General features: G+C 69.0%; 12 protein-coding genes. All 12 read left to right on the forward strand.

From position 1 onward, the window contains the following. The first annotated feature begins 59 nt into the window (after nucleotides 1-59). The 12 genes from ACFVVI_RS02740 (at nucleotide 60) to pdxS (ending at nucleotide 13,703) form a co-directional block, all read left to right on the forward strand. On the forward strand, nucleotides 60-2,294 hold the full coding sequence (locus tag ACFVVI_RS02740) for a SulP family inorganic anion transporter (RefSeq protein WP_387442733.1): 2,235 nt from the start codon (nucleotides 60-62) through the stop codon (nucleotides 2,292-2,294). Nucleotides 2,295-2,514: 220 nt separating this feature from the next. Further along, nucleotides 2,515-4,740 carry a SulP family inorganic anion transporter gene (locus tag ACFVVI_RS02745; RefSeq protein WP_378988926.1) on the forward strand — a complete coding sequence of 742 codons (2,226 nt, stop codon included), beginning with the start codon at nucleotides 2,515-2,517 and terminating at the stop codon, nucleotides 4,738-4,740. A 44-nt stretch (nucleotides 4,741-4,784) separates the two neighbouring features. Then, complete coding sequence (locus tag ACFVVI_RS02750) at nucleotides 4,785-5,276, forward strand: TIGR02611 family protein (protein ID WP_387442736.1); 492 nt, start codon at nucleotides 4,785-4,787, stop codon at nucleotides 5,274-5,276. Beyond that, nucleotides 5,273-5,947 (forward strand): (2Fe-2S)-binding protein, encoded by a 675-nt coding sequence (locus tag ACFVVI_RS02755; protein ID WP_378988930.1) that lies wholly within the window; start codon nucleotides 5,273-5,275, stop codon nucleotides 5,945-5,947. The genes ACFVVI_RS02750 and ACFVVI_RS02755 overlap by 4 nt, the downstream gene beginning before the upstream one ends. Nucleotides 5,948-6,055: 108 nt before the next feature. Next, complete coding sequence (thrS, locus tag ACFVVI_RS02760; protein WP_378988932.1) at nucleotides 6,056-8,119, forward strand: threonine--tRNA ligase; 2,064 nt, start codon at nucleotides 6,056-6,058, stop codon at nucleotides 8,117-8,119. Beyond that, nucleotides 8,116-8,670: an HIT family protein gene (locus tag ACFVVI_RS02765; RefSeq protein WP_378626868.1), complete on the forward strand. Its 555-nt coding sequence runs from the start codon at nucleotides 8,116-8,118 to the stop codon at nucleotides 8,668-8,670. Before thrS ends, ACFVVI_RS02765 begins: the two co-directional genes overlap by 4 nt. Before the next feature lie 5 nt (nucleotides 8,671-8,675). Next, complete coding sequence (pgsA, locus tag ACFVVI_RS02770; protein WP_378988934.1) at nucleotides 8,676-9,347, forward strand: phosphatidylinositol phosphate synthase; 672 nt, start codon at nucleotides 8,676-8,678, stop codon at nucleotides 9,345-9,347. After that, complete coding sequence (locus tag ACFVVI_RS02775) at nucleotides 9,344-10,267, forward strand: phosphatidylinositol mannoside acyltransferase (RefSeq protein ID WP_387442739.1); 924 nt, start codon at nucleotides 9,344-9,346, stop codon at nucleotides 10,265-10,267. The genes pgsA and ACFVVI_RS02775 overlap by 4 nt, the downstream gene beginning before the upstream one ends. Further along, nucleotides 10,264-11,388 carry a glycosyltransferase family 4 protein gene (locus ACFVVI_RS02780; RefSeq protein ID WP_379312717.1) on the forward strand — a complete coding sequence of 375 codons (1,125 nt, stop codon included), beginning with the start codon at nucleotides 10,264-10,266 and terminating at the stop codon, nucleotides 11,386-11,388. The genes ACFVVI_RS02775 and ACFVVI_RS02780 overlap by 4 nt, the downstream gene beginning before the upstream one ends. Next, nucleotides 11,388-12,434 carry an NUDIX domain-containing protein gene (locus ACFVVI_RS02785; protein WP_378989132.1) on the forward strand — a complete coding sequence of 349 codons (1,047 nt, stop codon included), beginning with the start codon at nucleotides 11,388-11,390 and terminating at the stop codon, nucleotides 12,432-12,434. The genes ACFVVI_RS02780 and ACFVVI_RS02785 overlap by 1 nt, the downstream gene beginning before the upstream one ends. A gap of 55 nt (nucleotides 12,435-12,489) precedes the next feature. Beyond that, on the forward strand, nucleotides 12,490-12,630 hold the full coding sequence (locus tag ACFVVI_RS02790; protein WP_387442742.1) for a hypothetical protein: 141 nt from the start codon (nucleotides 12,490-12,492) through the stop codon (nucleotides 12,628-12,630). Between the two features lie 152 nt (nucleotides 12,631-12,782). Next, entirely contained in the window at nucleotides 12,783-13,703 is a 921-nt protein-coding gene (pdxS, locus tag ACFVVI_RS02795) for a pyridoxal 5'-phosphate synthase lyase subunit PdxS (RefSeq protein ID WP_056810852.1), read from the forward strand. The last annotated feature ends 125 nt before the right edge of the window (nucleotides 13,704-13,828 follow it).

Here is a 13,828-nt window from a genome sequence, read left to right on the forward strand (position 1 = left end):
CAATTGCCAGTGCATGTTCGACCGATGAACCGGGAGCTCACCCGCCCCGGCGAAGGAGAATGATGACCGACAATGATCCGGGCACTACTACGACCACTACCATCGCCACGGCGCGCCCGATGTCGTGCGCGTCTATGAAAGCTGTTCTCCAGCAAGATCTTCCAGCGTCACTCGTGGTCTTCCTCGTGGCCCTGCCGCTGTCGCTCGGCGTCGCACTGGCCTCCGGTGCGCCGGTGGTCGCCGGGCTCATCGCCGCCGCTGTCGGCGGGGTTGTCGCCGGGTTGCTCGGCGGCTCGAAGGTTCAGGTCAGCGGGCCGACGGCGAGTCTCGCCGTCGTCGTGGCGGGAGCCGTTCAGCAATTCGGTTGGGCTGCTATGTGTTTCATCACGGTCGGCGCGGGTGTCCTGCAGATTCTGTTCGGGCTCAGTCGGATCGCGCGCGCCGCGCTGGGCATCGCGCCGGTTGTGGTGCACGCGATGCTCGCCGGCATCGGCGTGGTGATCGCGCTGCAGCAGGTCCACGTCCTGCTCGGCGGAGCGACGGTCAGCTCGCCGTGGGCGAGCATCGTCGCGCTCCCGCATCAGGTGATGTCGGTGCAGAAGGGTGACCTGTTCGTCGGGCTGCTCGTGATCGCCGTGCTGATCGGATGGCAGTATCTGCCGCGCCGGGTACGGGTGGTGCCCGGCCCGCTCGTCGCGGTGGTGGCGGCGACGGTGGTTTCGCTGGTGCTGCCGGTGACGGTGGAACGGGTGCGCCTCGACGGCTCACTGCTCGACGGCATCGGGTTGCCCGCGCTGCCGCACGGCGGGTGGCTGCCGATCGCGCTCACCATGCTCACCATCGCCCTCATCGCCAGTGTGGAGACGCTGCTCTCGGCTGTCGCGGTCGACAAATTGCGCCCCGATCAGCGCACCGACTTCGACCGGGAACTGCTCGGTCAAGGTGCGGCGAACATGGTCTCCGGCGTGCTGGGCGGCCTCCCGATCGCGGCGGTCATCGTGCGCAGCATCACCAACGCCAACGCGGGCGCCCGCAGCCGGGCGGCCACCGTGCTGCACGGTGGCTGGATCCTGGTGTTCGCGATCGTGCTGGTCGGTCTGGTCCGCCAGATTCCGACAGCGGCGCTGGCCGGGCTGCTGGTGCTGATCGGGGTGCAGCTGGTGAAGCTGGCGCACATCAAACGTGCCCGCCGCACCGGTGACATCTACGTCTACCTGGTCACCGTGATCGCCGTGGTCGCGCTGAACCTGTTGCAGGGCATGCTGATCGGACTGGTCGCCTCCTTCGCGCTGCTGCTGTGGCGGGTCGTGAAGTTCACCATCGCCGCGGCCCCGCGCGAGGACGGGACCTGGCTGGTGCGCATCGCGGGCACCTGCACTTTCCTGGCCGCGCCCCGGCTCACGTCCGAACTGGCGAAGGTGCCTGCGGGTGTGGACGTGACCGTCGAACTGAGCGTGGACTTCCTCGACCACGCGGCGTGCGAGTTGCTCTCGGAATGGGCCGACGCCCGTGAATCCGGCGGTAGCACCGTCGATTTCGTCGAACTCGGTGCCGCGAGGATGGCCCGCACCCACGACGGGCCCCCCGAGCACGGCCATGCGCGTAAAGCGGTCGACGAGGCGATCCGGCCGTGGCGGCGCAGCGGCGGCGTCGACCCGATCGCCGCGGGCATCGCGGCCTACCATCGCCAGCACGCGCACCTGATGCGCCCGCACCTGGACGGGTTGCGGCACCGGCCCGATGCCGACACGTTCTTCCTGGCCTGCGCCGACGCCCGCATCGTGCCCAATGTGATCACCAACAGTGGTCCCGGCGACCTGTTCACGGTGCGCAATGTCGGCAATCTGGTGCCGGTGGGCGGCTCCGACGTCTCGGTGGAAGCGGCGCTGATCTACGCGCTCGACAAGCTCGACGTGCGCTCGGTGGTGGTGTGCGGGCACAGCGGCTGCGGGGCGATGGAAGCGCTGTACGGGCAGGTGCAGGCCGGGCCCGGACTCGACGACTGGCTGGCCCATGCTCAGCCCACGCTGGCGGCGTTCCGCGCCGGTCACCCCGTCGCCGAGGCAGCCAGGCTGGCGGGCTTCGGCCCGGTCGACCAACTCGGCATGGTGAACGTGGCCCGGCAGGTGCAGACCCTGATCGACTATCCGGCGGTGCGCAGTGGCATCCAGGAGCGCGGGGTCGCGGTGTCGGGGCTGTTCTTCGACCTGGCGACCGCGCGGGTCATCGAGATCACCGCCGACGGGATCGCCGACTTCGACGAGGCCCGTCGGGCCGCCGCCGAACCGGTGTAAAGCGGGGTAGTTGTGGGTCACACCACACACTGCCTGCCGTTATGGCGAGACCCACTATGTGTGCGGCACACTGGCTTTGCCAATTCTTTACTAATAGGTTGGATCCATCCGAACCCGGTTCGCCGTTGCACCGGATCCTTCGATGCTCCCGTCCCTTTGCTTCACCGTCCTCGTGATGATCGGCCTCGGCCCAGCGCCGGGAGCCGGCGAAGGAGAGTCAATGTCTGTCGAGAACGACCTTGCCCCGCCCCACGCGGACGGCTCGTCGAACGAGTCGTCCCGTCCCGCGTGGCAACAGACGCTGTTGCGTCACGATCTGCCCGCCTCCATCGTGGTTTTCCTGGTGGCACTGCCGCTTTCACTCGGCATCGCGGTCGCCTCCGGCGCGCCGATCGCCGCCGGTCTCGTCGCCGCCGTGATCGGTGGTGTGGTCGCGGGCCTGCTCGGCGGCTCGGTCCTGCAGGTCAGCGGTCCCGCCGCGGGTCTGACCGTGGTCGTCGCCGAGTCCATCTCGCAATTCGGTTGGCGCGTCACCTGTTTCATCGTCGTCGCCGCCGGTGTGCTGCAGATCCTGTTCGGGCTCAGCCGGATCGCGCGGGCCGCGCTCGCCGTCGCCCCCGTGGTGGTCCACGCCATGCTGGCCGGCATCGGCATCACCATCGCCCTGCAGCAGGTCCACGTGCTGCTCGGCGGCTCCTCGCACAGCACCGCGCTGCGCAACCTGATCGAACTCCCCGGACAGCTGCTCGCGCTGCACGGTAGTGACGCGCTCGTCGGCGCCGTGGTGATCGCGGTGATGCTCGGCTGGAAGTACGTCCCGCCGAAGCTGCGCGCGGTGCCGGGCCCGCTGGTCGCGGTGCTGGTGGGCACCGTGCTCTCGCTCGGTCTGCCCGAGGTCGAGCGCATCGCCCTGAGCGGGTCGGTCTTCGACGCGCTCGGCCTGCCGGAACTGCCCTCGGGCAACTGGTCCGCCGTCGCCATGATGGTGCTGACCATCGCATTGATCGCCAGTGTGGAGAGCCTGCTCTCGGCCGTCGCGGTCGACAAGATGCACACCGGTCCGCGCACCGGATTCGATCGGGAACTCATCGGCCAGGGCACGGCGAATGTCGTCTCGGGCCTGGTCGGTGGCCTGCCGATCACCGGTGTGATCGTGCGCAGCGCCACCAATGTGCAGGCGGGCGCGCGCACGAGGGCATCGACCGTGCTGCACGGACTCTGGATTCTGCTGTTCTCGGTGGCGCTGGTCGGCCTGGTGGAGCAGATCCCCAAGGCCGCGCTGGCGGGTCTGCTCATCGTCATCGGCATGCAGCTGCTGAAACTGGCCCACATCCGGTTGGCCCGGCGCACCGGTGACCTGCTGGTCTATGTGGTGACCGTGCTCGGCGTGGTGTTCACCAACCTGCTCGAAGGCGTGGTCATCGGCCTCGCCCTGGCGTTCGGGCTGCTGCTGTGGCGGGTCGTGCGCGTGCAGGTGGCGGCGACCCCGTTGCCCGACGGGCGCTGGCAGGTCCATATCGACGGCTCGTGCACCTTCCTCGCCTTGCCGAAACTGTCGGGCGAGCTGGCGAAGGTACCCGCGGGCGCCGAGGTGACCGTCGAGATGACCGTCGACTTCCTCGATCACGCCGCGTTCGAGGCGATCGAGGAGTGGCAGCGCCAGCAGGAAAGCGGCGGTGGCCGTGTCGATTTCGTCGAAATCGGCAGTGCGCGGATGGCCGATACCCCGGCCGCGCCGCCGATCCGCGGATTCGGTCGCGCCGCCATCGACGAGATACTCGGTCCGTGGCGGCACCAGAAGTCCGGCGGCGACGCGGTGACCGCGGGCGTCGCGGCCTACCATCGCGGCCACGCGCACGTCGTGCGATCGCATCTGGACGGGCTGCACGACAGTCAGGATCCGGACTCGTTCTTCCTGACCTGCTCGGATTCGCGGATCGTGCCCAACGTGATCACCAACAGCGGTCCCGGCGACCTGTTCACCGTGCGCAATGTGGGCAATCTGGTCCCGGTCAGCGGTGACGATTCCGTCGAAGCGGCACTGAGTTTCGCGTTGGACAGCCTCGCGGTGCGCTCGGTGGTGGTGTGCGGGCATTCCTCGTGCGGTGCGATGAAGGCGGTGCACTCCGCCGCCGCCACCGAAGGCGGCTTGAGCTCCTGGTTGCGGCACGCCGAGCCGACGTTGGAACGGTTCCTCGCGGGCCACCCCGTGGCCGAGGCGGCCAGGGCGGCCGGGTACGACGAGGTGGACCAGCTGAGCATGGTCAATGTCGCCGTGCAGCTGGAGACCCTGGGACGTAATCCCGCGGTGCGCCGGGCGGTGACCGAGCGCGGATTGGCGGTGTCGGGGCTGTTCTTCGACATCGCGACCTCGCGGGTGCTCGAGGTGACGCTCGACGGGGTCAGCGCGATCGACGATCACGCCGCACTCGCCGTCACCGGCTGACGACACCGCGACCGGTCGGCGGTCGGACTCGTAGTCTGGAAATCATGACCAGCGATCCGACCGCCGCCGGGCGCGTCACCGACGGCCCCGACTCCGCGGACGAGGAGTCCACGGCCGAGCCGGAGCGGTGGGACGGGTTGAAGGAACGCGGGCGCGCCTTCCGGGCACACATCGCCCAGCGCCCTACCCTCGACCTCGGCTACCGCATCGTCGTCGGCGTGGTCGGTGGGCTGGTCCTGCTCGTCGGGATCGTCACGATCCCGTACCCCGGACCCGGCTGGGCGCTGGTGTTCGCGGGATTCGGCATCCTGGCCACCGAGTTCGTCTGGGCCCACCACACCTTGACCTGGGTGCGCGGCAAGTACCGGATCGTCATGGACTGGTACACCTCGCGCGGTTGGTTCATCAAGGTGCTCGGCGCGGTGGGCACCTTCGCCCTCGTCCTCGTGACGTTGTGGCTGCTCGGTACATTTTCGATGGTCGCAGGGTGGATCGGAGTCGATTGGCCATGGTTACACAGTCCCCTGATGTCGTGAGCACTGTTCCCGGCCACGTCCTCACCGACCCCGCCTGGATCGCGGCGCGGATCGACGCGATGAGCCATACCTGGGGCACCGATGTTCCCCGGGTCGCGGGCACCCTGTGGTGGTGCATGGTCGCCTCGACGCTGGTCGAGCAGATCGCCGTCGCCTACGCGGCGGGCACGCCCGCCCCGGTCGCCGCCCTGGGCGAATTCGAGTGCGTGGTCCGGCCCGACGGTGGTGTCGAACACGCGCAGTTCCACCGGGTGCCGGTCGATGCGACCGGCCGTTCCGTGCGCTCGGACGTAGGTGGCGAGACCGGTGCGGCAGCGGCTGACGAGGTCGCTGCCGCCTTGCGTGACACCCTGACCGCCGTGATCACCCAGGTCGCGGCGGTGTCGGGGGCCGGGATTCCGGCGCTGTGGGCGGTTGTCGCCGATGCCATCGGCAACCGGGCACTGGACGCGGGCTCCCCGGACGCGGCGACCAGGCTGGCCGCCGACGTAGGCGCGCGCCTGCCCGCACCGCGGTTCGTCACCGTGGCGGGCCGCACCTTCGTCCGCCGCGCCTCGTGCTGCCTGGTCTTCGAGGCGCCCGGCCGCGAGATGTGCACGAGCTGCCCGAAACGCTCGCCCGCCGACCGAGCCGAACACCTGGCCGCCGCCGCGCGCGCTCGGACCTCCTAGGTCCATCGACACGGCCCACGCGCGCTCCCGATAGCATGGGCGGGCGCGGGAAGGACCCTGCGAGAACTGCCGGATCGACCCGGCACCGAAGTCAAGGAGAGCATCCCCGTGACCACCTCTGCACCCATCAGTCCAGTCGCCCTCGTTCGAGTGCCGGCCGGGACTACGGCGGGCGCGGCGGTACGGGAGGCGGGTTTGCCCACCAAGGGCCCCGACACCGTCGTGGTCGTGCGCGATGTCGACGGCGCGCTCAAGGATCTGTCCTGGATTCCGGAGGACGACGCGGACGTCGAGCCGGTCCCCGCGAACAGCGAGGACGGGCGCAGCGTGATCCGGCACTCGGCCGCGCACGTGCTGGCCCAGGCGGTGCAGCAGGAGTTCCCCGACGCGAAACTCGGGATCGGCCCGCCGATCAAGGACGGCTTCTACTACGACTTCCAGGTCGACAAGCCCTTCACCCCCGAGGATCTGGCCAAGCTGGAATCGCGGATGAAGAAGATCATCAAAGGCGCGCAACGCTTTTCGCGGCGCGTCGTGGAGATCGACGACGCCCGCGTCGAACTGGCGAACGAGCCGTTCAAACTCGAGCTGATCAGTGACAAGTCCGGCATCGACGATCCCGAGATCATGGAGGTCGGCGGCAACGAGCTGACCATCTACGACAACCTCGACCCGCGCACCGGCGAGAAGCTGTGGGGCGATCTGTGCCGCGGCCCGCACATTCCCACCACCAAGTTCATCCCCGCGTTCAAGCTCACCCGCTCCTCGGCCGCCTACTGGCGTGGCGACCAGGACCGCGAGGACCTGCAGCGGGTGTACGGCACCGCGTGGGAATCCACCGAGGCGATGGACGCCTACCTGGAGCTGCTGGCCGAGGCCGAGCGCCGCGATCACCGCAAGCTGGGCCTCGAACTGGACCTGTTCTCCTTCCCCGACGCGCTCGGTTCGGGTCTGCCGGTGTTCCACCCCAAGGGCGGCATCATCCGCAAGGAGATGGAGGAGTACTCGCGTCAGCGCCACGTCGACGCGGGCTACGAGTTCGTCAACACCCCCCACCTCACCAAGGGGCATCTGTACGAGATCTCGGGCCATCTCGACTGGTACAAGGACGGCATGTTCCCGGCCATGCACCTCGACGCCGAGCTCAACGAGGACGGCACCGTCCGCAAGCCCGGCCAGGACTACTACGTCAAGCCGATGAACTGCCCGATGCACAACCTGATCTTCGGCGCGCGCGGTCGTTCCTACCGTGAGCTGCCGCTGCGGATGTTCGAGTTCGGTTCGGTGTACCGCTACGAGAAGTCCGGCGTGATCCACGGCCTGACCCGCGTGCGTGGCATGACCCAGGACGACGCGCACATCTACTGCACCAAAGAGCAGATGCACGCCGAGCTCACCAGCACCCTGCAGTTCGTCCTCGGCCTGCTGAAGGACTACGGCCTCGACGACTTCTACCTCGAGCTGTCCACCAAGGACCCGAAGAAGTACGTGGGCTCGGACGAACTCTGGGCCGAGGCCACCGAAACCCTCGAGAAGGTCGCCGAGGCATCCGGCCTCGACCTGGTGCCCGACCCCGGCGGCGCCGCGTTCTACGGCCCGAAGATCTCCGTGCAGGTCAAGGACGCGCTGGGCCGCACCTGGCAGATGTCGACCGTGCAGCTCGATTTCAACCTGCCCGATCGTTTCGACCTCGAGTACACCGCCTCCGACGGCACCAAGCAGCGTCCGGTGATGATCCACCGCGCCCTGTTCGGCTCGATCGAACGCTTCTTCGGCGTGCTCACCGAGCACTACGCCGGTGCCTTCCCGGCCTGGCTCTCGCCGGTACAGGTCGTCGGCATCCCGGTGGCGGAGAACTTCGCGCCGCACCTGGATTCGGTGATCGAGCGGCTGCGCGACGCCGGCGTGCGGGCCCAGGTGGACCGCAGCGACGACCGGATGCAGAAGAAGATCTTCAACCAGACCGCGCAGAAGGTGCCGTTCATGCTGCTGGCGGGCGCGCGTGACGTGGAAGCGGACGCGGTGAGCTTCCGGTTCCGCGACGGCACCCAGGTCAACGGTGTGCCGGTCGCCGACGCGGTCGCCACCATCACCACCTGGGTCGCCCACCGCGTGAACGCCTCACCCACCGCCGAGGGGTTCGAGGTCGTCTCCGCGGCGGTTCAGGCATGAGCGAGAACCTCGCCCCCGAGGCCGGCTCGATCGTCGACGCCGGGGCCGGCCAGCCCGACCGCCTGCAGCGGTTGTGGACGCCGTACCGGATGTCCTACATCACCGGCGAGGTCAAGCCCAAGGACGCGACCGGGCATCCGTTCACCGATATCCCCAAGATGTCGGACGAAGACGGCCTGATCATCGCCCGCGGCGAGAATGTCTACGCCGTGCTCAACTTGTACCCGTACAACCCAGGGCACATGATGGTGGTGCCTTACCGCCGGGTAGCCGACCTGGAGGACCTCACGACCGCCGAGAGCGCGGAACTGATGGCCTTTACGCAGCGGGCGATCCGCGTGATGAAGCAGGTCTCGCGGCCTGCCGGATTCAACGTGGGTCTCAATCTCGGTGGAGTGGCCGGTGGTTCGCTCGCCGACCACCTGCACCAGCACATCGTGCCGCGCTGGGGCGGGGATGCGAACTTCATCACCGTGGTCGGCGGGGTGAAGGTGATGCCTCAGTTGTTGCGCGACACGCGGCAGCTGCTGGCGGAGGCGTGGGAGGAATAAGGACCGTGCTCAGCTTCTTCGGCCGCCAGACGTTTGCGAAAGCGACTGCGCCGCTGGGCAAAGCGCTCGTCGGGACGGGGCTCACCCCGGACGCGATGACCCTGATCGGCACCACCGCGACGATCGCGGCCGCGGTGACGCTGTTCCCCTCCGGACACCTGTTCTGGGGAACGATGGTCATCTGGCTGTTCGTCATGTTCGACATGCTCGACGGTGCGATGGCGCGCGCCCGCGGCGGCGGCACGAAGTACGGCGCCGTCCTCGATGCCACCTGTGACCGGGTGGCCGACGGCGCGATCTTCGGCGGACTCGCCTGGTGGGCCGTCTATCACGAGCACAGCAAGCACCTGTTCGCGCTGACCTTGATCGTGCTGGTCACCTCGCAGGTGATCTCCTACGCCAAGGCGCGTGCGGAGGCCAGCGGCCTGTCCGCCGACGGTGGGCTCATCGAACGCCCGGACCGTCTGGTTATCGTGCTGGTCGGCGCCGGGCTCACCGGCATCGGCGGGCACTGGGGGCTCGACTGGCTCACCTGGGCCGTGTACGTGGCGATGTGGGTGCTGGCGGTGCTGAGCATCGTGACGGTGTTCCAGCGGGTGCTGGCGGTGCGCAATTCGCCGGGCGCCCGCGTGGTGATTCCGCCGACGCCGCAGCCGGACGCGGGATCTGCCTCGTGAGCCTCACGGATCGGTTGAGCGACTGGGGCTACGCCGCAGGCTGGGGCCTCGTGCGTTCGGCGCCGGAAGGGTTGGCGCGCAAGGTCTTCGACCTCGGCGCCGATCGTTCGGTGCGCGGCGGCGGGCCGGAACAGCTGCGCCGCAACCTCGCTCGCGTTCTCGGTGTGCCCGCCGACCAGGTCCCCGGCGACCTGATGCGGGCGAGCATGCGCTCCTACGCCCGCTACTGGCGTGAGGCGTTCCGCCTGCCGTCGATGGACCACACGAAGATCGACTACTACGTCGGTGGTCTGGAGAACGTCGACGCCGCGCTCGAGCAGGGCCGCGGCCTCATCCTGGTGCTGCCGCACTCGGGTAACTGGGACATGGCCGGTGTCTGGTTGGTGCAGCACTACGACAACTTCACCACCGTGGCCGAACGGCTGAAGCCCGAATCACTGTTCGAGCGGTTCGTGGCCTACCGCGAGAGCCTCGGTTTCGAGGTGTTCCCGCTGACCGGTGGCGAGCAGCCGCCGTTCGCCGCGCTCGCCGAACGCCTGCGCCAGAACCGGATCGTGTGCCTGATGGGCGAACGCGACCTCACCGGCAAGGGCGTGCCCGTCGACTTCTTCGGTGAGCGCACCTGGATGCCCGGCGGTGCCGCGAAACTGGCCATCGAGACCGGCGCCGCGCTGGTTCCCGTGCACGGCTGGTTCACTGTCGACGAGGACGGCACCGAGGGCTGGGGGCTGAAAGCCGAACCGGCCCTGGATGTTTCCGGTGGGGTGGCGGCCGCGACGCAGGCGCTCGCCGACCGGTTCGCCGCCAATATCGCCGAGCATCCGGCCGATTGGCACATGCTGCAACCGCTCTGGGAAGGCGATCTGTCGCCCGAACGACTGTCGCGGATCACCGCGCAGCAGGCGGGAGGGCAGCCGTGAAGATCGGCATGATCTGCCCGTATTCGTTCGACGTCCCCGGCGGCGTGCAGGCCCATGTGGTCGAACTGGCCCGGGTGTTCATCGAACGCGGGCACAAGGTGAGCGTGCTCGCCCCCGCCTCCGACGACACCCCGCTGCCCGATTTCGTCGTCTCGGCGGGTCGCGCGGTGGCGATTCCCTACAACGGGTCGGTGGCGCGCTTGTCGTTCGGCCCCATGGCCTACACCAGGATCCGGCGCTGGATCGACAGCAACGACTTCGACGTGCTGCACATCCACGAACCCAACGCCCCGAGCCTGTCGATGCTGGCGCTCAAGATCGCCGAGGGCCCGATCGTGGCGACCTTCCACACCTCGACCACGAAGTCGTTGGTACTCAGTACTTTTCAGGGTGTGCTTCGCCCGTATCACGAGAAGATCAGTGGGCGGATCGCCGTGTCGGAGCTGGCCAGGCGCTGGCAGGTCGAGGCGCTGGGATCCGACGCGGTCGAGATCCCCAACGGTGTCGATGTGTCCGCGTTCGCGCGCGGTGAGCCACTCGACGGATACCCGCGCGCGGGCCGCACCGTGCTGTTCCTCGGTCGCTACGACGAACCGCGCAAGGGCATGGACGTGCTGCTCGGCGCGCTGCCCGCGCTCATCGACCACCATCCCGACGTGGAGATCCTCATCGTCGGGCGCGGTGACGAGGATCGGTTGCGCCGTGAAGCCGGGGAGCACGCGGGGCATCTGCGGTTCCTCGGACAGGTCTCCGACGAGGAGAAAGCCGCCGCGCTGCGCAGTGCCGACGTGTACGTCGCGCCGAACCTCGGTGGCGAGAGTTTCGGGATCATCCTGATCGAGGCGATGGCGGCAGGCACCCCGGTGGTCGCGAGCGAACTCGACGCCTTCCGTCGCGTGTTGCGCGACGGGACCGCGGGCATGCTCACCCCGATCGGTGACTCCGACGCGCTGGCCACCGCCATCGACACGCTCCTCACCGACGACGAGACGCGGACGCGTCTGGTCAGCACCGCGACCCAGGTGGTCGCGGGCTACGACTGGCCGGTCGTGGCCGAACAGATCCTGCGGGTGTACGAGACCGTCACCGTCGGCGACAACCGCGTCCGGGCCGCCGGATGATCACCTTCTCCGCGACCACCGTCCTCGTTCTCGGGCTGATCGCCCTGCTCGTCCTGGCCCTCGGCGTGTGGGCCTACTCCACGGCGAACCGGCTCGACCGGCTGCACGTGCGCTCCGATCAGTCCTGGCAGGCACTCGATGCCGCGCTCGCCCGCCGGGCGGTGGTGGCTCGCGCGGTGGCGATGTCGGAGGCCGGTCCGGTGAGCACCGATCCCCGCCGGGCCGAACGGGCCACCCAGCTCGCCACACTCGCCGATCGGGCCGAACGCGCCGATCGCGGTGACCGGGAAACGATCGAGAACCAGCTCTCCGCCGCGCTGTCGCTCGTCGACATCGACCACCTGCGACCGCAGCTGGTGGCCGAACTCGCCGACGCCGAGGCGCGCGTGCTGATCGCCCGGCGCTTCCACAACGACGCCGTGCGCGACACCCTGGCGCTGCGCACCCGCAGGCCCGTGCGCATCCTGCACCTCGGCGGTACCGCGCCGCTGCCGACCTATTTCGAGATCACCGAACGCGCGACGCCCGCCGCCGCCACCGGCCTCACCGTGCACACCACCCGCACCTCCGCCCGGGTGATGCTGCTCGACGAGCACAACCGCGTGCTGCTGCTGCGTGGTCACGACCCGATGATCCCCGAGGTGGCCTTCTGGTTCACCGTGGGCGGCGGCGTCGAACCGGGGGAGAGCCTGCGCGACGCCGCGGTGCGCGAGATCTACGAGGAAACAGGGCAGCGGGTGGATCCCGCCGCGCTGCGCGGTCCGCTGTGGCGGCGGGTCGCGGTGTTCCCGTTCAACGGCGAGCTGATCCGCTCCGAGGAACTGTTCTTCAGCCTGCGTTCGCCGGGCTTCGAATGGCGCCCGGCGGACCTGACCGCCCTGGAGCGCCGCACGATCACCGACCACCGCTGGTGCTCCGCCGACGACATCCGCGCACTCGACGACGCGGGCGAGGCCGTCTACCCGTACCACCTCGACGAACTCCTCACCGAAGCCGTTTCCGCGGCTGAAGACGACACCCAGCACGTGGTCCGCTCGATCCGCTGAGGCCCAGCGGGGGACAGTACCCGGGCCATGATTCGCTCGATGCCGCCTCGTCGGCGTGGCCGTCGATCGCGCGCGGACTCCGGTCGCGGCGCTGTGGTGCGCCGCCGGTGCGGCGGCCGTCGCGGCGGCGATCGTGCTGGTCGACCGGGCATGGCGCGGCCCCGTGGCGGACGCGGTCGGAGCCGTGGCACGGTGAATGCCAGGCCATCGGACAAGGCCAGCGGTGCGCGGTGAACACATCACCGCTGGTCGTGACAAGGCCAGTGGTGCTCAACTGGCTATGAAGGCCGATTTCGGGCAGCTCTAGAATCGACGGTGAACCGAATCCGAGCGACTTGATTGGCGCCCATGACACAGGAGACATTCGTGACTACGCCTGAGACCACCAACACCGTCGGCACCGCCCGCGTGAAGCGCGGCATGGCCGAGATGCTCAAGGGTGGCGTGATCATGGATGTGGTCAACGCCGAGCAGGCCAAGATCGCCGAAGACGCCGGCGCCGTGGCCGTGATGGCGCTCGAGCGGGTGCCCGCCGACATCCGCGCCCAGGGTGGCGTGTCCCGGATGAGCGACCCGGACATGATCGACGGCATCATCGCCGCGGTCTCCATCCCGGTCATGGCCAAGGCCCGTATCGGCCACTTCGTCGAGGCGCAGATCCTGCAGAGCCTGGGCGTGGACTACATCGACGAGTCCGAAGTGCTCACCCCCGCCGACTACGCCAACCACATCGACAAGTGGAACTACACCGTCCCGTTCGTCTGTGGCGCCACCAACCTGGGCGAGGCCCTGCGCCGCATCACCGAGGGCGCGGCCATGATCCGCTCCAAGGGCGAGGCGGGCACCGGTGACGTGTCCAACGCGACGACCCACATGCGTACCATCCGCGGCGAGATCCGTCGCCTGACCTCGCTGTCCGAGGACGAGCTGTTCGTGGCCGCCAAGGAACTGCAGGCCCCGTACGAGCTGGTTCGCGAGGTCGCGCAGACCGGCAAGCTCCCGGTCGTCATGTTCACCGCCGGTGGCATCGCCACCCCCGCCGACGCCGCCATGATGATGCAGCTCGGCGCCGAAGGTGTGTTCGTCGGCTCGGGCATCTTCAAGTCCGGCAACCCCGAACAGCGCGCCGCCGCCATCGTCAAGGCCACCACCTTCTACGACGACCCGGACGTGCTGGCCAAGGTCTCGCGTGGCCTGGGCGAGGCCATGGTCGGCATCAACGTCGAAGAGATCCCGCAGCCGCACCGTCTGGCCGAGCGCGGCTGGTGATCATGGTCCCGATATCGTTCGGGCACTGAAACATTCGCCTCGGCGGGGGGGGGGGGGGCGCCGCCCCCCCCCCCATGACAACACACACCACGCCCGAACAAGGGGCCCCCCCCCCCGGGCCGGGG

It is taken from the genome of Nocardia sp. NPDC058114, assembly GCF_042884695.1.
GTDB lineage: Bacteria > Actinomycetota > Actinomycetes > Mycobacteriales > Mycobacteriaceae > Nocardia.

Excerpts from the sequence above, each read along its gene's own strand:
- ACFVVI_RS02740 (WP_387442733.1), top strand. The coding sequence starts at position 60 with ATGATGACCGACAATGATCCGGGCACTACTACGACCACTACCATCGCC.
- ACFVVI_RS02745 (WP_378988926.1), top strand. The coding sequence starts at position 2,515 with ATGTCTGTCGAGAACGACCTTGCCCCGCCCCACGCGGACGGCTCGTCG.
- ACFVVI_RS02750 (WP_387442736.1), top strand. The coding sequence starts at position 4,785 with ATGACCAGCGATCCGACCGCCGCCGGGCGCGTCACCGACGGCCCCGAC.
- ACFVVI_RS02765 (WP_378626868.1), top strand. The coding sequence starts at position 8,116 with ATGAGCGAGAACCTCGCCCCCGAGGCCGGCTCGATCGTCGACGCCGGG.
- pdxS (WP_056810852.1), top strand. The coding sequence starts at position 12,783 with ATGACACAGGAGACATTCGTGACTACGCCTGAGACCACCAACACCGTC.